Here is a 19,345-nt window from a genome sequence, read left to right as displayed (position 1 = left end):
ATTTGACGATGACTCAGCACATCCTTGAGATCGGCATACAGATCGTGCCCGTTCATGATGACGTCGTCCGTAGCTTTCCGGCAGCAGCCATGTCTTCGTCTTCAGCGGCAAGCACTTCTTTGAGTGGCGTCTCTCCCACCCCCATCGCTCGCTCGATCAGCAGTTCGCCTCCATTACCTTGAAGCATCGCCTGCAGACGCCCGAACTCGTTGCACCAGATCGTCTCGATGTCCTTGTCGCGCTGCGTGTCGCGATCACGGCTCAATGCCACCGCACGCACCTGCATGCGGCCATTCTCGGCCTTGCCGCCCAGCTCCACGCCATAGCCTGGCGTGGCCGACTTGCGCAGTACTATCTTGCCCGCGTCAGCCCAGGCGGTGGTCATGCCTTCGCGCACTTCGTAACCGAGTTCGGCCAGGCCCTTGAGCATGGCCTCGCGACGGGCGAGGGCGGCTTGCGCTTGCACATGCTTGGCGAGCAATGCTTCGCAGCGGCTCGTCAGCTCGCTCACCGTGGCTTGCGGGCTGGTGGTCGTGCAAAGGCGGACCTGCTCGAGCAAGGCCTCGTTCCCGGCGCCCAGGCGGGTTTGTACTTCGTTTGCCAGTTCGTGGAGCTTGGCGAGCGAATCGCGACTCAGCTGGAAGTCGCGGCTTTTGTCGGCCAACTCGATCACCAGGCTGTCGAGCAGCAAGTTGCGCTGTTGCGCCTGGGGCTGCGCTTCGGCCCGGGCCAAGGCTTGTACGAAGGGCTCAGCACAGGCTGTGCCTTGCAACAGGTGCAGCTCGGCGATATGCCGGTCGATCTGCTGCAGGCGTGGGTCGCAGGTGGCTTGTGCTCGCTCGGCCAGCCACGTGGTGAGGTTGGGCGTGGGGGCTTCATCCTTGAGGCGCCGAGCCAGCGCGCGTTGCTGTTCGTCCAGGGTTTGCGCTTCCTTGCTGCTGCTCAATTGGGCGAAGCCTTGGGCAAGCAGTTGCTCGGCATTGTCCAGTTGGGCGCCATCGGCCAGTTTTTTCAGGGCTTGCACCACCTGCGGGGCGGTGTCGGTGCGACTGATCAGGGCCTTGAGCAGAAGCGCTGCATTTTCCTTCATGCGGCGCTGATGCTGGCGCTGCTCGGTCGCTTGCCCAATAGCGCGCTCCTCTCGGGCAAGCTGGTCGCGCCGCAGGTGTTCGATCTCGATGGGGACGGCTTTCTGCAATGCCTGGTACTGGTCCTCAGTGAGCAAGGCGCGCAACCGCGCTTGCCGTGCCCGCGTGGCCGCGCGCTCCTGCTCGCTCAGCTGGCCAAGCTTTTCAGCCTGGGCTTCCCAGCGGGCCACAGCCTGATCAAGGCGGCGCAGATGGCCTTCGCAAAGGGCGATGATTTCTTCACGGGTGACGATGCGCACCACCTTTGGGCCACTCATTGGCAGATCTCCTTGTCGTTGGATGCGGCCACCGGCTGCCCTGCCTGCATGGCGTCCTCGATGGCTGCGCGCAAGCGGGCGCGCTCGTTGTCGCCGTCGTGATACCAGGCCTGGGACGAAACGCGGTGGATCTGCGGAATCGCCCGGCGCAGTACCGAGGGCCGCCAGATTTCCCGGGCCCGGGCGCGTTCGAGCAGGGCGTGGCTGGGCGCGTCGCATTCGATGCCGATGGCATAGGTTCCGGTCTGCGGGCTTGCGATGGCGAAGTCCAGGCCAAACGCGTCGCCTTCGCTGGCCGGGGCGGCATTCCAGCCCAGGGACGCGATGAACGCGCCAACGATCCTGGCGAAGCCGTCGTGGCCCTGGTCGTGCCCATGCACCTGCGTGCTGCGGTCCGTCTGCAGGCGGCCAAGCAGCTTGCCGCTGTAGTCGAATTCGCCGGCACACAGCGCGCGTGCATATTCCAGGTAGCCTTGCAGGTAGTCGCGCGGGCTGGCGGGCGCGCGCTGGGTGTTGAGCATGTCCGAAATGTCGGCGATGGGCATCGAGGTGATCATCACCACCTTGCGCCGAGCACGGGTCACCGCCACGTTCAGGCGGCGTTCGCCACCGGTCTGGCCGAGCACCCCGAAGTGGCGGCGGAAGGTGCCCTGGCTGTTGCGGCCGAAGGTGGAGGAAAACACGATCACGTCGCGCTCGTCACCCTGCACGTTCTCGACGTTCTTGACGAACACCGACATGTCTTCACCGCCCTCGCTGCGCTCGCGCTCCTGGGCGTACGCGGCGCGGAAGGCTTCGTTTTCGGCGGCGTGGGCTTCCATGTGCTCCTCGATCAGCTCGGCCTGCTTGCGGTTGAAGGTCACCACGCCCACTGACGGGCGCTGCGCGTAAGGCAGCTGCCAGAGCGCCTCCAGGTACTGCACGACACGCGCGGCTTCGGTCGCGTTGCTCTGGTTCTGGTACAGGCCCTCGACCTGGATCAGTTCCAGTGGCTTGAGCTGACGAATGCTCGCCTGGGGGTGGCGCACCGGCACGTTCAGGCGGTTGCCGTAGAACGAGGCATTGGAAAAACCGATCAGTTCGCGGTAGGCCGAGCGGTAGTGGATCTGCAGGGTGGTGCTGGGCAGGGCGTTGCGCGCCAGTTGCAGCAGGTCTGGGCAGTCCTTGATTTCGCGGCGGTTCCAGGTGTCTTCGAACGCTTCGCGTTGTTCCTCGTCGGCGTCCTCGTCAGGCTCATCGCCATCGAACAGCTCGGCCTCGTCACTTTCGACCCGGCTGGAGAAGAACGCCGTCGGCGGCATCTGCTTCTCGTCGCCACTGACCACGGTGACCTGGCCGCGGAACAGCGTCGGCAGGGCAAACTCCACTGGCATCTGTGATGCCTCGTCGTAGATTACCGTGTCGAACAGACCGTTCTTCAGTGGCAGCACCCGACTGGCCACGTCCGGGTTCATCAGCCATACCGGGCGCAATGTCATCAGCCCCAGCGGAGCACCCAGTTCGAGGAATTCACGCAGGCGGCGCGAGCGCTTGCCGGTCAGCCGGGTCACATCCTCCCACTGCTTGCGGCTGCCCAGGCGCGTGGGGTCGATACTTGTGGCCAGCAGTTGGCGGTTGAGCTCACGCATCCGTGTATCGGCTTGAGCCAGGCTGGCAACCTTGGCCTGGGCCTCCTCCTGGCTGAACAGCAGCTCCGGGTTGGCCTGTTCGATGCGGTGTTTCCAGCCCAGCCGCGCTTCGCGGTTGAGCAGGCGGCGCACGGCGGCGTCGAGCTGCTCTGAGGGCAGCAGGTCGAGTTGCGCCTGGCGCTGGCGCAGCAGGGCGAGCAGCTCCAGGTCAGCCTCGGCGAGCTGCCCGGCGCGGGCGCGGAAGCCCTGGTAGGCCGCCAGATGGGGCAAGGCGTCGTGCAGGTGGCTGAGCGCCAGTTCGTTGCTCAGGTTGTGTTCCACGGCATACCGCAACTGTTGAGCCAGTTCGTTGCCAAGCCAGTCTTCGAGCCGCTTGAGCTGGTCAAGGCTGGACTGGCGCACGCCTTGGCGCAGCAGCGAGGCATCCAGCTCTCCGAGCAAGGCCTCCAGGTGTTGTTTGTCGCCGGTAAGCACGGCATCGTCTGCCTGGTGTGCGCGGGGCGACTGTGCCAGTGCCTGCGCCAAAGCCTGGACCTCGACGAGCTGATGGATATCAGCCTTTACCAAGGCAGCCAGCTCCAGGCCTGCCTGCGGAGCAGCGCCGTCCAGGGCCAAGGCCTGGTGAAGTGCAGCCAGTTCGGCGCGCAGGGGGCGCCATTGCTGTTCCAGGTCGATGGCCGCGCGCAGCCCTGGCAGGGCTTCATCCACACGCTCATTACCTTGAGCTTCGAGGAAATCGTGCAGACGCTTGCGTCTGAGCAGGTGCATCGGGTTCATGCGCGTCAGCCAGGAGCGAGCGGCCATGACCTTGGTGCAATCGCTTTCCAGGCCGCGCAGCGACTTGCTGTCTACCAGGCTCAAGGCAGGCGACAGTGCTGTCAGGTAATCGCCTTCGGGCAGTTGGTCGAGCTGCTGCTGCAGTTGCCGCAGCTCATTCAGCATCGCTTCGCCACGCGGCAGCTGCTCGCCGTCCTTGCTGCGGAACAGGGGGAGCCAGCGGGCCAGGCGCAGTCGCTGCTCCTGGCTCAGCCCGAGCAAGGTCGCCACATGGGCGGCCATCCATGCCCGGTACGGCGCAGGGTCGTCGATCTCGAAGCTGGCCGGGTGTGCTTGCAGGGTCGTCTGGCGCTGTAGCTCAGCCTGGCTGAAGGCCAGCAGGCTGTCGGTAAAGGCCTGCAGAGTGGAGCGGTCAGTGGCGAACGGCTGCAACTGCACCAGAGGGCTACCTTCGTAGCGGGCAGGCAGCCACAGGCGTATCAGCGGCGCACAGTTTTCTTCCAGGCGTGTCAGGCTGGCAACGTCAAGCACGGCCAGGCGCTGGCGCAACGCCGGGAATTCGAGCGGTGGCGGCCCGTCTTCGAGCTCGATCAGTTCGCCCAGCAGGCGCCGGTAGCTCAAACCGGTTGCCGGGTCCGGGCGGTGCAGGCTCTGGTGGAAGCGGTCCAGCTCGCCTTCGAGTGTCTCGATGCGCGCCGCCATTTGTTCGCGTTGGCGGAGCAGGCCCTGGCCTTCATCGCCACCGATGAACAGGGTTTCCAGCTGTTCGCGAATATTGCGGATGATCGGTTCGCGGTCGCGATTGACGTCGTTGAGCATGACGATACGCTGCCCCAGCCCTTCGGCTACCAGGCGCTTGTACACCACCTCCAGCGCCGCGTGCTTCTGGCAGACGATAAGCAGACTGCGTTGGCGGCCGATGGCATCGGCGACCATGTTGACGATGGTCTGGCTCTTGCCTGTGCCCGGTGGCCCCTCCACCAGCAAACCCGGGCCTTGGCGCGCTTGCAGCACGGCAGCCTCCTGGGAGGGGTCGCTGGCGACGGTGAAATAGCGGTGCAGTTCCGCCGGCGGGGCCACGGCCTCGTCTTCCTCGCCGGTCCTGAGCCGCAGTGCGGTCTCGAGCCCGCTGCCGGCAGGCGAGAGCGACTTCAGCTGGCGCAGGTCCTCGCCGATGGCCTGGCCCATGAAGGTGACGTGAAACAACACGCCGGCACATGCCAGTTCGTCCTGGTAAGGCACGACCTCCACGCTGCTGGCCGGCAGCCCAACGATGCTGCGCGAGCGCGCAGTGGCAAGCATGCCGAACGCATCCATCACATCGCTGGCGCGGATCGAGGAGCGGCCAAGCAACTCATCGGCCGTCTTGCGCCAGCGCTTGCAGGCCTCGGCCCCGAGTACGCTTTCCAGCGCCGGGTTCAGGCGCACTTCTTCGCGTTCGCTGTCGAAGGCCAGGGCCGCAAGGCCGCGGTTGCCCACTTCCAGCAGCAGCTTCACCGGCCACAACAACAGCGGAATGATGCGTGTGCGCGTGGTGCCGCGCGGATCGCGACTGAGCAGGAAAGGGAAGCCCAGATACAGCCCATCGATGCCGGTGTCGCGTTTGTACAGTGCGCTCTGCCGGTGCAGCGCGTGCAGGCGCGAGGCAATCTGCGGCGTGGCCTGGAAGCATTCAGGGTCCAGGTTCACGGGCCGTTCGTTGCGCAGCAGCAGGTGGTCGAGCAGGGCGGCAGCTGGGTGGCGCTCGCTGTGCAGTTCGTTGAGATCGACCCGGGCGGTTGTCTTGCCGATACTCATGCGCACCAGCGGGCCGCGCATCACTGCGGTTACCACCTTCTTCTCGAAGAACTCGAGGATCTGCGACACATACTGCTGCTTTTGAGGTTCAAGCCACTGGCTTGCCGGAATGGCCAGCAGCACCAAGGCTTGGGGCAGCGGCATGCGCCGTTCCAGGCGGAACTGCTCGGCCCATGCATCCACTTCGGCAACGCCGCAGCGGGCGAACCCGCGTATGCGCTCATCGACGCTGTGGTAAAGATCCTGGCGCGGGTACTGTAACAGCGCTGTGGCAGCGTCGCTGTCGAACCAGCCGACTTCGACACTGTTCGCCAGCTCAGCCGCTTCCTGGATGATCGCGTCCACCGAGCGGAATTGGCCGATCGAAGCGCTGAGCAACACGATCAGGTCTTCCTCGGCGATGATCCGTCGTTCCGCCAACGCCAGCAGGCCGGGGTGCGCGGTATCCGGCAGTAGGCGTTGGCGTGCCTGCCATTCGCTGGCCAGCTTTGCCCGCGAGGTTGACAGCAGGTATACCCTCAACGTCTCTTCGACCAGTTCGATCTGCTGATGCAGGGCACGCTGACGCACCTGCTCGGCGCGCAGTTTGAGGCGAGAAAGCCAGTTGTCGGTCTGCAGTTGCTCCAGCAGGTCGGGCACCGAGCCACTGATCAGTCGGTAGCCTTCCAGCGGATGCTCCAGCAACCAGCCCGGGGTGACGATCTCACCGCGGTGGATCAGCGGGATTTCCGGGTTGAGCAGTTTCAGCGCGAGCATCAAACGGAAATCGTCCTCCAGCCCGTCATGCTGCACCACTTGGCGCAGGCCGGCGAGCAATGAAGGGGAAAGGCCGAGCTGCTCGGCCCAGGTGACGATGACGCCGCGCAACAGATGGTCGAGCGCCTGCTGCCAGTGCTCGGCGTGCGCGGCGGCGAGGGCGAAGACCGCCGGCTTGTGGTAGCGCGTATCGCCCAGTTGCAAGGCAGCACCTTCGCCGTCGTCGCGCTCGGTGAAGGGTGAAGCCGGCGCCTGCACCGGGCGCCCGTCAAGCCAGGCCTCGACCTCGGGCCATTGCCAGCGCTGGTGCCGGTCGCGTGCCAGCAGGCCGCGCAACAGCAGGTTCAGCTGTGGGTCGAGGTCGTCGGGAATCGGGACACCATTGGCCAGTACATGGATGAGGAAGGCATTGGCATGGATGCCCTCGAAGCAGGCCCCTGCGGTCAGTTGCTCGAGCAGGATCATGCCGAGGCTCCACCAGTCCGAGGCGGCCGCCACACCGCCGGCGATGGCTTCAGGGGCCATGTAGCGGCTGGTTTCCAGGGGCGAGACGATGTCCAGGTCGAACTCCGACAGGCGCGCCGAACCAAAGCCGCTGATCACCAGGTCCAGTGGCTCGTGGGCACGTACCAGCAGGCTGCTCGGGCGCAGGTCACGGTGGCGCAAGCCGGCCTCGTTGAAGGCGTGCAGTGCCTGGCCCAGCTCCCGCAGCATATGGCGCACGCTGTGGGCTTCACGGATCACGCCGCCGAGGTCGGCCAGGCTGCCGCCGGTCAGTTCCTCGACCACTTCGAATGCACGGCCATCCCAGCGGCCGGTGGCGATGATTTCGGGCACATGCTCGCGGGGCAGGCGGCGGATCACGTCATAGACCGCTGGGTCCGGCTCCGCACCTGGTCGATAAAGGGTGAGCACCGCCTGGCGAGCGGTTTCCTGGTGCACTGCAAGGTAACGCTCGCGGACGCCGTCGGTATTGCTGATCTGGCGGATCAGCGACCAGCCGTCGATCAAGGTTTCGCTGGCTGCGGGCGCATCGTCGACCGGGGCAGCCGGCACACCGTTGGCCGCTGCTGACTGGGCCGGCGAAGCATCGCACTGCAGGCACATCAGGTCGCCAGGGTCCATGGCATGGCCGTTTTCACAGACGAGGCCGGGCGCTGGAGATGTGTCCGTCGGCGGGAGATTGTCCACGGTATGGATGATCTGCGGGCGCCAGCCGTCAGCGTGGATCGGCTCCCCGGCCAGGTCCCAGTTGCAGGGGTGCTGGTCGACGGTGCCCTCGCAGAACATTTCCTGTACCGGGCGTGCGGTGTTGCAGTTTGGGCAATAGCGAATCATTGGGCGAATTCCGGTCAGTGGCGGTGCACGCTGGTGCTAACCTGGTGGCCTTGCGCGTTCAAAAGGTCGCGCAGACGCAGTACGTCATCACGCCGAGGGATCCCTGCCATCCACACGCTACCGTTCTCGTCGAACATCAGGTCAAGGGCCTGGTCAGCGGGTTGCAGGGGACGCTGGTAGCTGGCAAGGCGTTCATGGCCGAGCGGGGTCAGCAGGTTCAGGCGCTGATTGTCGCTGCCACGCAAGGCCAGGGATTGTTCGCTGCGTTTGTCGAAGGGGTCGCTGATCAACGCATCGATCAGGCCTTCGGCTTGTTGCAGTTGGGGTTGCAGTTGCTCCAGCGAGTAGCCGCTGTACACCAGAATGTCCAGTGGGCTCGACTGGCGAAGACCTTGGAGCATGGCGAGCAGGGCAGGGAACTGGTCGAAGGGTTCGCCGCCGGAGACGGTGATGCCCTCAGCCTCGGCCAGCCAGGGCATCAGTTGCTTCAGCAACTGTGCGATGCCCGCACGGCGCTTGCCTGGCCCCCAGGTGTCGACGGAAATACACCCTGCGCAGCGGATGCTGCAGCCCTGAAACCAGATGCCCAGGCGACGACCAGGGCCGAGGGTGGTGACCGGGAAGTGCACGCGGGACAGGCTCAGTTCCATGGTCAACGGCGTTCCAGGGTCAATTCGCCGACACCCAGACGGCTGATGGTGAAATGCTCGCCAGGTTGAGCGTCCTGGTCGAACAGGGCCCGCGCCAGCGGGTTGAGCAGATGCGCCTCGAGCTGGTTGCGGATGCCACGGCCGCCGTTGGACAGGTCGCGCAGACACAAAGCGTGCAATGCCTGGCGCGCCTCAGGGGCGATGGCCACGTGCAGTTTCTGCTGCTGCAGGTCCTTGAAGGTGCCATCGACCATTTGTTCGAAGATCTGCTGACCGACATCCTCACGAATGAAGTCGAACACGATGACGTTCTCGCCGATACGGTTGAGGATCTCCGGACGATTGAGCACCTGCTTGAAATGCCGGTCGATCTCGCAGTGGACTTTCTCCCGAACCTGCTCGTAAGGCTCGCCCGGCAGCACGTTGGCAATGCGCTCGCCATTCTCGCCCAGGCGGTAGATGCCCAGGTTGGAGGTGAACACGATCAGCGCCTCGGAAAAGTACACCCGGTCACCGCGACCGGAGGTCAGTACGCCGTCGTCAAGAATTTGCAGGAACTTGTCGAGGATGCGCGGGTGGGCTTTTTCGATCTCGTCGAACAGCACCACACTGAAGGGTTTCTCGCGAATCGCATTGGTCAGTTCGCCACCGACGTCGTAACCGACATAGCCGGGTGGTGCGCCGATCAGGCGCTGGTCGGCATGTTCTGCACTGAATTCCGACATGTCGAAACGGATATACGCGCTTTCGTCGCCGAACAGCAGGCTGGTCATGGTTTTGGCCAGCTCGGTCTTGCCCACCCCGGTCGGCCCAGCCAGGAAGGCTACGCCACGCGGGCGATTGCCCTTGCGGCTGGCGCCGACGCCGGTCATTGCCCGCTTGACGATGTCGAGCATGTGGGTCACGGCGTGGTCCTGGCCTTTTACCCGTTGGTGCACCAGTTCTTCGCCCTGGCGAATGCGCTGGCGATCGATGCGCAGCCAGGGGTCTTCGGTGACACCCACTTTATACCGGCGCACGGCATCAGCGATCTGCACCATGCCCACACCTTCGACCCGTGCGAGTTGCGCGATGGCGCTGAGGTCGAGCAGCAGCAGGCCTTCGGTGTTCTGCACGAAGGCGTCCGCGGCCTGGGCGAGCGCTTCCAGACTCGCCTCTTGGCTACCGGCGAGCCCCTTGAGCAGCGCCGGGGCCAGGGCGCGGCGGGCCAGTTGGTCAGGTTTGGAAACGGGAATGTGGCGAATCCGGGGGTTGTCGACCAGCAGCCAGTCCGGCAGGTCGCCTTCTTTCTCCACCAGCCACAGCAGCGTATTGAAGAAAGGCTTGCGCGTTTGTGGCTGGGGCCGGCTGCGCGCCTGGTGGGCATGCACCAAGGCCTGAGTGAACAGCTGATGCTCGGCCGCGCTCAAGGAATCGCTACGTACCGCCAGGCGCGAGGCGAAGTCGATGATCAGGGCGACAGGCGTATCGGTGCGTGCCAGCAGCCGCTGCATGGTGGCGGCCAGCAGGTCGATACCCGCAGGCGCGGCGCCGTTCACCGGGGTCAGGCCGAGTTCCTGGAGCAGGGCTTGGCCCGGTGCCGGGTCGTTGCCGGGCTTGCCAAGCACACGAAAACCAGCCACCGGGTCCCAAGCCAGCACATGGCCATAGCCGGTGTCGAGCAGGGCATTGCACAGGGTCTGGTTGAAGCTCTGGGCCGTGACCGTGCCAGGAACGACCTCACAAGCCTGGAGGTCGCGGATGTTGCCCGACAGGACGAATTGGCTTTTCAGTGGCAGGAAGCGGACGAGGTCACGCATCCAACGCGGGGTTTGAAACGGTGTAGTCCCTGACATGTTCAACTCGTCTAGGTTGTATCCTTGGCAGGGTATTGGTCCTTGCGCGCATTTTCCAGTATTGCTGTCTGAAAGTTCAGCGCGTTGGAGGGCAGCATTTCAAGTATGCCTCGATACGTACCAAGGATGGCAGCCAGACAAGTCCATGAGTTCAGCAATGGTAGATTTCGGCGCTGATTCAAGGAATTGTGCGTGGTGCTATGGGACAGCGGCGCAGGCTGTAATAATGGGGGCAATTACACGGGCCATGTCATGCTGACCATCACCAATAACGTGCATCTGCCGGATGCCGACATCGAACTGACATACATTCGCGCGCAAGGCGCGGGTGGGCAGAATGTCAACAAGGTGTCCAGCGCGGTGCACCTGCGCTTCGACATCCCGGCATCGTCGCTGCCCGAGTTTTACAAGGAGCGGCTGTTAGGGCTGCGTGACAGTCGCATCACCGGTGACGGCGTGTTGATCATCAAGGCCCAGCAGTACCGCACCCAGGAGCAGAACCGCGCTGACGCACTGACGCGTCTTGCCGAGTTGATCATCGCTGCCGGCAAGACCGAGAAGAAGCGCCGCCCCACCAAGCCGATCCTCGGCTCGAAGACCCGCCGGCTCGAAGGAAAAGCCAGACGCAGCACTATCAAGAGGGGGCGGGGCAAGGTGGAGTTCTAGGCTCTGTACGAAAAGTCTTGAGACGCAGGTCAGGCAAGGCGAAAACAGCCGAGGAACGGCCGGGGTCGCGCCCGACTGTACTGGAGTACATGAGCATTCCGAGGCTGTTTTCAACGCAGCATGAACAAGTATCAAGGCTTTTCGTACAGCGCCTGGGCTCTACAGTGCGGCTGCATCAAGCGCATGTACGGCTGGCTAAAAGAGAGTGTCAGATGAACAGCCCGCCCGACGACGCCTAAAGACTGTCAGGATCCCAAGGAAACAGCCGCATCCGCGAGTTCAGCTACCTGCAAAAGGATTACCCGGACAGCGACACATTCACCCTGTATTTCTCCGCGCCGAGTGATGTGCGTGACGTCGCCTTTCACATCGAAAACCCGCGCGAGGTCCTGGGCCTCGAAGACAGCCAATGGATGTATTTGCCGGTCAGCCGACAGACCCGAAGGATTTCCACCACCGACAAACGCGGGGCGTTCATGGGTAGCGACTACTCCTATGGCGACCTCGACCAGATCGACAGCACTACCCACAGCGAAACCGAGGACTTCATCGCCGGTACTCGCTCTCGGCTGCGCTTCAACCAGTTGCAGTACAACGTCGCGCTGGACGACCGCCTGTTCACGCAGACTGCGATCAAGTGCGGGCTGATAGCCGGCGACTTGCCGGAATACGCCGTGTCTGCCCATCCTCGGCATGCTGACGTTGCTGACCACGTCGATGACGGTGTACGGCAGTATGTACCTGTTGGATATCGATTTGAACATCGGTACCACACTGGTGACGTTCCTGGTGGTGGGCGTCGTGGATTACGCCGTTCACCTGCTGTCACGGATCAGGATGCTGGTGCAGAAGGGCATCGAGATCGACGAGGTTATCCTGGCGGCCATGCAGGGCGTCGGGCGCTCGACGGCGGTCAACGTCGTGATCTTCTCGATGGGCTTTGTCGCGCTACTGTTCTGCGCCTACAAAACCGTCATTGACCTGGGTGTATTGGTGATACTGGCGCTGTCATCCAGCGGCTTCATTAGCATTTTGCAGGTCACGCTGATTTCGCCGTGGTTCTTTGCCGCGATTGTGCCGCAGCCAGCAGTGCAAGAGGGTGAGCAGCCGGGGGTGGGGCTGTGCCAGGCTAAATCGCCGGGGCGCCTGCGTGCTGAAAACGGCACCGTGCGCCATGGCCGTTCAGGGGCAGCGGAGCGGATTCAGCGGGCTTTTTCCAGGTGTTCGAACTGGCATCGCATCTGAGCATCTTTGAGGCTCAGCTCAAACTCAACCAAGCCGTCATGCACTTGCTGCAATGTCTGGATCTGCCCCATCAATTCCTGCTTTTTGCTATCGATGGCCTGCATGGCCAGATCCCAGGGCAGCGCCTGGCCGCGATGATCCTGCAGAATGGCCTGCATTTCCTTTAGCTTGAAACCGAGTTGCTGAGCGCATTTGATGAAGGTCAGCAGCTCTACGCTTTGCTGGCTGTAGATGCGGTACTTGCCTTCGCGCTGCGGGGGGGGCAACAGGCCGATTTCTTCGTAATGTCGAATGCTTTTGACGGTGGTGCCCGACAGTTGGGCCGCTTTGCCGATGTACATGAAAATCCCTTTTTTGACGCATCAGAGGCGAAAAGATGTCGCGTGCTCGTACAGGCGCGCGACATCTTTGCACGAGCATCAGGGTGTGGGAAGCCTGGACAAGGTGTCACAGCAGGGAGGCTCGGCTGGGCAGCGCAGGGGCACGGCCCGACCGGGGCCGATCAGCGGCTGGCGACTGCCTGGACTTGTTTGAGCCAGGCTTCGCGCTGTTGCGGCTTGGAGCCCAATATCGGACCGAAGGTCAGGGTTTTCAGGGTTTTTATGCCGCAGAACTCCAGGGTGGTCTTGCGCATTTGGTGCAGGCCCGGCATGCGATACACCCACCGGTAGTACCACGGTGGCGTGTCCATGGTCACCAAAAGGTGAGCCGTGCGGCCCTTGAGCAGCTTATCCGGGAAGGGCGAGCCCTTGCGGTACTTGAAGGCAAAACCGGGCAGAAACACGCGGTCGAAGAACCCCTTGAGCAACGCCGGAATGCCGCCCCACCAGATCGGGTACACCAATGTCAGGTGTTCGGCCCAGGTAATGTCGTTCTGTGCGTCGATCAAATCGGGCTCAAGCAACTGGATCTGGTTATAGCCATCGTGCAAGACCGGATCGAAATCCAGGGTGTCCAGGCGCAGCAGGCGCACCTCATGGCCTGCTTGCGTGGCGGCCTCGACATAACGTTCGGACACAGCGCCGCAAAAGCTGTTGTTCGAAGGGTGGCCGAGGATTACGAGCATGCGTTTGCGCTTCATGACAAACTCCAGGTAATGAAGTGCCAAGGGTAAAGTCTGCCCCTTACGGTAGAGTCAAGCCTTGCCGGTTAGCGGTAGAGACAAACAGTCCAGCAGCGCTCGGGTGTCGCCCGGCAAACCGTTGAATGAGGGGGCGCAGAAACGCAATGTGCGTTTTTCCGGCAGCTACGAGTGGATTACAGTGGAAGCACCGAGGGGGGCGGTGTCTAACGTGCAATCCGTCACCCAGTCGCTGTTAAGTCACACCTTCATGGAACAACAGTGTCCAGCCATGTCGCAGCATCAGATTGCGACCTCACCGTCGATATCTTCGTCCGATTTACAGCGTGGCCCGCATTGGCGAGCATGGTTTGCGCCAGGTTTTCCGGCAGGGTGGTGAGGTTGCGCCCGCTTCGGATGTCAGCCTCCAGCAAACCCAGGAACGCACCGATGGCAGGGGCCTCATGGATGGCTTCTACGCGGCTGACCACGACTTCCCCGGCGTGTACGTCGAATGCGATCTTGCCACCCGTGTCGAGGCCTAAAAGCTGGCGAACGGACTTGGGCACTGTGACCTGCCCCTTCGAGGTCAACGTGGCGATTTCGTGGAGGCAGGCATGAGCGTTCTCCCGGACGTATTGATTGAGTGGTAAGGAATAACCCTTACATGGTCAATCTTGGTTTTCTGCTGATCAAGCAAAGGCGGGGAGGACGCTCAGTAGCGCCGCAGGATGAGTTACACCACCTCTCGGGACACGATCCTCTAAAGACTGTCAGGGTCCCCAAAGAACATCTGTATCCGCGACCGCAGCCACCGCTCCGCGGGGTCATTGTCCTGTGCCCCGCGCCAGGCCATGTGCAGTTCGAAACTGCGCACGGGTATCGGCAGATCCTCGGCCCGCAAGCCGCCGGCGGCCGTCAGTGCATCCGCCGTGTAGTCCGGTACCGTAGCCACGATATCGGTGCCTGCCAGCAAGCTCCCCAGCCCGTTGAACTGCGGTACCGCCAGCACCACGTGGCGCTTGCGGCCGATTTCTTCCAGGGCTTCGTCGATGAACCCGGACAAGTCCCCGGCAAACGACACCAGTGCATGGGGCCGGGCGCAGAAGTCATCCAGGGTGATGCTGCCGGGTACGCTGTCGGCGCGCAGCAGTTTCGGCATGCTGCGGCGCAGCACCTTGCGCTTGGCGTTGGCCGGCAGTTCGCTGGTGTAGCTGACACCCACCGAAATCTCGCCCGAGGCCAGCAGGGTTGGCATCAGCAAGTAGTTGACCCGTCGCACCACCAGCACGATACCCGGCGCCTCGGCGCGAATGCGCTTGAGCAGTTGCGGCAGCAAGGCGAACTCGGCGTCGTCCGACAGGCCGATGCGGAACACCGCATTGCTGGTGGCCGGGTCGAATTCGGCAGCGCGGCTGACTGCAGTGGAGATCGAATCCAGCGCCGGTGACAGCAGGGCAAAGATCTCGTGGGCTCGTGCCGACGGCTCCATGCTGCGCCCTGTGCGCACGAACAGCGGGTCATCGAACAGGTTGCGCAGGCGCGACAGCGCCGCGCTGATGGCCGGTTGGCCGAGAAACAGTTTTTCTGCGGCACGGGTCACGCTGCGCTCGTGCATCAGCGTTTCGAACACAATCAGCAGGTTGAGGTCAACACGACGCAGGTCGTTTCGATTCATCGGTGCGCTTCGCCTAATGTGGGGCAGAGGTGAATCTTAAGGCCAAAGGCTGTTACCCTGCACGGGTTTAGGGGGACCAATCGCAGGGAAAGTCAGGTGCCCAATCGATGACAAGCATGTCGACTATTAATGGCCACTGATGGTCTAACGGGCAAAGCCCGGATAGAGTCAGTGGTAATTAGAGGTTCACAAAGGCGAGGTATGCGATGTCCCGCATGATCCGTTTCCACAAGTTCGGCGCTGCTGATGTGCTCCGTTGCGAAGACCAGGCCGAACCGTCACCCGCTGCCGACGAGGTGCAGATCCGTGTCGAAGCGGTTGGCGTCAGCTGGTATGACGTGCTTTGGCGCCAGAATCTGGCACCGTCCCAGGCACGTCTGCCAGCAGGGATCGGTCATGAAATGGCCGGGGTGGTGACGGCGGTCGGTGAAGGGGTCGATGACATTGCCGTCGGTGACCGGGTTGCCAGCTTCCCGGCCACCAGTGCCAACGACCACCCGGTTTACGGCGATGTCATCGTATTGCCGCGTACGGCCATTACTCGCTACCCGAATGTGCTCACCCCGATCGAGGCCAGCGTGCACTACACCCCGCTGCTGATTGCCTATTTCGCCTACGTAGACCTGGCACGGGCCAAGGCCGGGCAGACAGCATTGGTCACCGATGCCAGCCATTGCGCCGGGCCTGCCTTCGTGCAGCTGGGCAGGGCCCTGGGGCTGAAAGTGTTCGCCGCCACCAAGGATGCGGCGCAGCGAGAGTACCTGCTGGGTCTGGGCGCAGACAAAGTGATTGTCACTGAAGAGCAAGACCTGCTGTTGCAGATTGGCAAGTACACCGATGGCCGCGGCGTGGACATGGTGCTCGATGGCATGGGTGGCCCGCAGATGTCGCTGTTGGGCGATGTGTTGGCGCCGCGTGGCAGCCTGGTGCTGTACGGCCTGCAAGGCGGCAACCAGACACCGTTCCCGGCCTGCGCGGCATTCCAGAAAAACATTCAGTTCTATGTGCACTGCATCGGTAATTTCACCGGCAAGCCAGAGCTTGGCATCAGCCAGGACCAGGTGGCACTGCAGCGTGCCTTGCGCGATATCAACCAGTTCACCGCCGACCAACTGCTGACGCCGCAGATCATCAAGGTGTACCCGTTCGAGCAGGTGGTCGAGGCGCATCGTTACATGGACCAATGCCCGTGCGGCGGGCGGGTGGTGCTGGACATGGCGCAACACTGACGGTTACTGAAATGACCAGAAAACCCGGGCAGGCCCCGGGTTTTTTGTGCGCGGGGTAAAGTGATCCAACTTTTTAAGTAGGACTGTTCCTACAATAAGTTGCGACGCGGACTACATATAAGTCAGTGGTCTTTGGGGTTTCAGAAATATCCCGCCAAATATTCAGCCTTGAACGCTTTTCCCTTGCGAGCCACTGTGAACTGACGCGGTCGCTGAATGGTTTTTTTACCGTGAACTGTGTCTTCAATTCGCGCTGCCTCCCTCTCGATAATGGCCCAATGATAGTTTGTGCAAGGAACCTGGGATGAGCATGGCTATGCCTGGTATAGAGCAGCATGTGACAGCGACAGGGCATCGCAGTGGTGGTTTTTTCTCGATGGCTTGGCGACAGTGAAGGGTTCCGTCATTACTTTCATTTGGTTGTAGGAAATTTCTTCTGGGTAAGTTTGGCGCATGTTCAAGTTGAAATGGTTGGTACGGCATGCGCTGGCTGCATGAAGTTGATGAGGTGATTGCGTGACTGCTATTCACGACCAGGCGATGCATTATATCTACCAGCAAGTACTCGAGCGCTTGTTGAACCACATGTCTCAGGCGCAGCGCGCTTCCTTGCAGTTGTTGATACAACGCCTGTTGGTTGCTGCAGGTGGGCCCGAGTACATCGGTACTTTCAGCTTGCAGCTATTGCAAGGTAGCGACCGCCATAGCAGCCGGCTGCTGGCCATGTTGCGTGCCGCGCAACTGAGTATTGCCCTGCGTTCGCCGGTAACCTTCCAGTTGCGGGTATTGGTGGTCAGCCTGCCGGTTGCCGACAGCGCCACGCTGGAAGCTCACGAGCGCAGTTTTAGCGCCCTGTTCATGCAGGATGACCCGCGGGTGCAATTGCAGATGATCGAGGGGCGCGCAGTGGTGCCGTTCAGTTGTCGGCTTTCGGTAGTGCCTGAGCGCTGGCTGCTTGCCAGGGATGCGTTGTTGATGTTCGGCCACATGATCGATGCCAGGCCTGAAGCCCTGCTGGGTTGCCGCTTGCACCTGGAGCTGGCGGGGGCTGTGGATCATGCGCTGCAGTCGGCGGTGCCTCCCGATGCATTGGTCACTGCCGTGTCCGGGTTCCAGCGGCGCCGATACCTGGCGTGGGCCCGGCGTAGCCTGCGCCTGGCCGGCGAGCGTGGCCCGCATGCAGTGCACCAGTGCCTGGCGGCACTGGCCCAAGGTCTGAGCCGATTGCACGGCGCTGTTGGGGGCGCACCGGGTGGCCAGCACGGGCTGATACCGGGCGCCGTACCGGAGCGTGCGACGGTGCGGCTGATTGCTATTGATGACCTGCTACCGCACTTGCTTGAAGAGCAGCAGCTTGACGCGATGCTGGGTTGTCACTTCGAGGCTGCTGCGGATGCTTTGCCGCTGTCTGAGTTCGTCGACTCGCTAGCCACGGCACAGTTGCATGAACTGCGTGCCCGCAGCCTGGAGCCGCAGGCCGGTCGCCCAGCGCTGAAGCTGGCAGGGCAGGCGGGTGGCAGCAAGCAGCGTGACGCCACCCCGTTGCTATTTGGCAAAGCCTACGGCATCAATCAGGCCCAAATGATGTGCCTGCTGTTCAGCCCGTTTGCCAGGCAGGGGAAAAACCTCGAGCGGTTCTTGCAGTGCCGGCATGCCGACATGGTAGTGGCGTTGCCGTACCTGCACAGGGCCTTGCAAGGCAAACCCTGCCCTGACGCAGTCAAAGCCTGGCTGGTGAACACCAGTGGCCTGCCGTTGGGGCAACTGCGGCAGATTTATGATGGCCAGTTACCGCTGACGGGATGGCGCCTGCTTAACAACCTGGCCCGCCGCGATGTACACCTGAGGCTGCTGCCGAAACAGGCGTTGGGGCGGCGGCGTGGTGCTGCGGGGCTGCCTTGATGGGGCGAGCGGCCCCTGGCGAGTTCGCGTATCGCAAGGTGTATCGCTACCTGGAAGCGTTGATCGACCAGGCTGCCGGCGTTGACACATGCCGGTTGCCGTCATTGCGTGAACTGTCCCGGCGGCTGCGGGTGTCGTTGGCCACGGTGCAGAGTGCCTACAGCCTGCTGGAAGAGGAGGGCCGCGTACATTGCCTGCCGAGGTCGGGCTATTACGTACAAAACGCTGGCAAAGATCAGGCTGTAGAGGTGGCGCGGCAGCCTCCCTTGCCGACGCAGCCACTGTTGGAGCGCATTCTGCTTGGTCACGAACGGCGTTTGGCGCGTCGGCGTGATCGCAGCGTCGCCTCGTGGGAAGCGGTTGGCAGCGCCCGTTTGCGTAGCGCTGTGGCTGAGCGATACACCCGCTGCTCCAACCAGTACTGGCAGGCCGATGACGTCCAGTTGGCCCCCGATGTGCTGGCGTTACTGGAGACACTGCTCAGGGCACTGGCCATGCAAGGTGGTACTGCGTTGGTGCATTCGCCCTGTTGCTGGCAAGTGTTGCGCGCCTTGGCGCGTGTCGGCATGCGCGTGCTGGAGGTACCACGGGATGCCCGTGGCAACCCCGAACTGCACGCTTTGGCCCAACTGCTTGGGAGCGAGCCGGTAAGCCTGTTGGTCATGCCGTCTTGCCTGGGCATGCCACAAGGGCGGCTGGTTTCACCGTATTATCAGCAGCAGCTTGGGTTGTTGCTCGGCCAACACCCGATATGGCTGCTGGAAAACGACCTGGACAGCGAGCTCTGTTACGACGGGCCGCCGAGCACACGCCTGCGTGACTGGATCGACCCGCGCTGGCTGTTGGTGATGGGCACGTTCGAGGCCGCGGTGGGGGCAGAGGCGCCGTATGCCTATTTACTGAGCCGTGACACCGTGTTGGCCAAGGCATTCGCCGAGCGAGCGTTTCGGCTTGCGCCGCTTCGCTTGCAGGCGCTTGCTCATATGCTCGGCAAGGGGGAAATCGAAACGCACCTGGTACAGCAGCGCACAGACTTGCAAAGGCGTACGCAATATCTGGCGCATGTGCTGCAGTCGCAATTCGGCCAGCGCGTGGTCTTCGAGAGGCCGCAAGGTGGGCAAATGCTGTGGGTGAGCTTCCGCCAGCCGCTGGCGTGGGACGATATTGTCGCAGCGTTGGCAGGTTCTGCATTGCATGCACTACCGGGCGAGCAGTTCGGTCTGCCGGGGCATTACCCTCAACACCTCGCATTGATCTGGCTGCGGGGGGACCCGGATGAGCTGCAACTGGCGGTAAGGCGACTGGCGCAGGCGCTTGAGGTGCGCTGCGGGCGAAGCACCCGCTTCTCAAGTTGAGATCAAGGCGCTTGCAGGCACCGG

At 62.8% G+C, this 19,345-nt stretch carries 11 protein-coding genes and 3 pseudogenes; 6 read left to right on the top strand and 8 right to left on the bottom strand.

Annotated features, from left to right (window positions below):
• Positions 1-52: 52 nt before the first annotated feature.
• The 4 genes from ACF8EF_RS19795 to ACF8EF_RS19780 are packed head-to-tail and all read right to left on the bottom strand — an operon-like array spanning position 53 to position 10,186.
• Complete coding sequence (locus tag ACF8EF_RS19795) at positions 53-1,405, bottom strand: hypothetical protein (RefSeq protein WP_392462376.1); 1,353 nt, start codon at positions 1,403-1,405, stop codon at positions 53-55.
• The gene (locus ACF8EF_RS19790) at positions 1,402-7,701 is read right to left on the bottom strand and encodes an AAA domain-containing protein (RefSeq protein ID WP_392462373.1); all 6,300 of its coding nucleotides are present in this window, start codon (positions 7,699-7,701) and stop codon (positions 1,402-1,404) included. Before ACF8EF_RS19790 ends, ACF8EF_RS19795 begins: the two co-directional genes overlap by 4 nt.
• 14 nt (positions 7,702-7,715) lie before the next feature.
• Entirely contained in the window at positions 7,716-8,351 is a 636-nt protein-coding gene (locus ACF8EF_RS19785; RefSeq protein WP_176684157.1) for a 4Fe-4S cluster-binding domain-containing protein, read from the bottom strand.
• A gap of 2 nt (positions 8,352-8,353) precedes the next feature.
• Positions 8,354-10,186 (bottom strand): AAA family ATPase, encoded by a 1,833-nt coding sequence (locus ACF8EF_RS19780; RefSeq protein WP_176684029.1) that lies wholly within the window; start codon positions 10,184-10,186, stop codon positions 8,354-8,356.
• A gap of 252 nt (positions 10,187-10,438) precedes the next feature.
• Between ACF8EF_RS19780 and arfB the strand changes: the two genes are divergently transcribed.
• The 3 genes and pseudogenes from arfB to ACF8EF_RS19765 all read left to right on the top strand — a co-directional run.
• Positions 10,439-10,852: an alternative ribosome rescue aminoacyl-tRNA hydrolase ArfB gene (arfB, locus tag ACF8EF_RS19775; protein WP_392529300.1), complete on the top strand. Its 414-nt coding sequence runs from the start codon at positions 10,439-10,441 to the stop codon at positions 10,850-10,852.
• A 242-nt stretch (positions 10,853-11,094) separates the two neighbouring features.
• Positions 11,095-11,535: pseudogene (locus tag ACF8EF_RS19770) on the top strand (outer membrane lipoprotein-sorting protein); the annotation flags it as partial.
• Positions 11,531-11,985 (top strand): annotated as a pseudogene (locus ACF8EF_RS19765) (transporter); the annotation flags it as partial. The pseudogenes ACF8EF_RS19770 and ACF8EF_RS19765, both read left to right, overlap by 5 nt.
• A 69-nt stretch (positions 11,986-12,054) precedes the next feature.
• Here the strand turns inward: ACF8EF_RS19765 and ACF8EF_RS19760 are convergent.
• The 4 genes and pseudogenes from ACF8EF_RS19760 to ACF8EF_RS19745 all read right to left on the bottom strand — a co-directional run bounded on the left by ACF8EF_RS19760 (position 12,055) and on the right by ACF8EF_RS19745 (position 14,835).
• Positions 12,055-12,438: a MerR family transcriptional regulator gene (locus tag ACF8EF_RS19760; protein WP_176684027.1), complete on the bottom strand. Its 384-nt coding sequence runs from the start codon at positions 12,436-12,438 to the stop codon at positions 12,055-12,057.
• 161 nt (positions 12,439-12,599) lie between these two features.
• Positions 12,600-13,178, bottom strand: a complete 579-nt coding sequence (locus ACF8EF_RS19755; RefSeq protein WP_176684026.1) for an NAD(P)H-dependent oxidoreductase — start codon at positions 13,176-13,178, stop codon at positions 12,600-12,602.
• 282 nt (positions 13,179-13,460) lie between these two features.
• Positions 13,461-13,759, bottom strand: a pseudogene (locus tag ACF8EF_RS19750) (type II toxin-antitoxin system PrlF family antitoxin).
• A 161-nt stretch (positions 13,760-13,920) separates the two neighbouring features.
• A complete protein-coding gene (locus ACF8EF_RS19745; protein ID WP_003253946.1) occupies positions 13,921-14,835 on the bottom strand; it encodes a LysR family transcriptional regulator in 915 nt (304 codons plus the stop codon).
• A gap of 206 nt (positions 14,836-15,041) precedes the next feature.
• Between ACF8EF_RS19745 and ACF8EF_RS19740 the strand changes: the two genes are divergently transcribed.
• From ACF8EF_RS19740 to ACF8EF_RS19730, 3 genes are all read left to right on the top strand, one after another.
• Entirely contained in the window at positions 15,042-16,064 is a 1,023-nt protein-coding gene (locus tag ACF8EF_RS19740; protein WP_176684025.1) for a zinc-dependent alcohol dehydrogenase family protein, read from the top strand.
• Positions 16,065-16,580: 516 nt separating this feature from the next.
• Positions 16,581-17,966 carry a hypothetical protein gene (locus ACF8EF_RS19735; RefSeq protein WP_176684024.1) on the top strand — a complete coding sequence of 462 codons (1,386 nt, stop codon included), beginning with the start codon at positions 16,581-16,583 and terminating at the stop codon, positions 17,964-17,966.
• Positions 17,966-19,321, top strand: a complete 1,356-nt coding sequence (locus tag ACF8EF_RS19730; protein ID WP_392462371.1) for a GntR family transcriptional regulator — start codon at positions 17,966-17,968, stop codon at positions 19,319-19,321. Before ACF8EF_RS19735 ends, ACF8EF_RS19730 begins: the two co-directional genes overlap by 1 nt.
• Positions 19,322-19,345: the final 24 nt, after the last annotated feature.

It is taken from the genome of Pseudomonas sp. zjy_15, assembly GCF_043101865.1.
In the GTDB taxonomy this organism is placed as follows: Bacteria; Pseudomonadota; Gammaproteobacteria; order Pseudomonadales; family Pseudomonadaceae; genus Aquipseudomonas; species Aquipseudomonas putida_Y.
The sequence above is the reverse complement of the archived record's forward strand: the minus strand, read 5'-3'. Positions and strand labels throughout refer to the sequence as shown.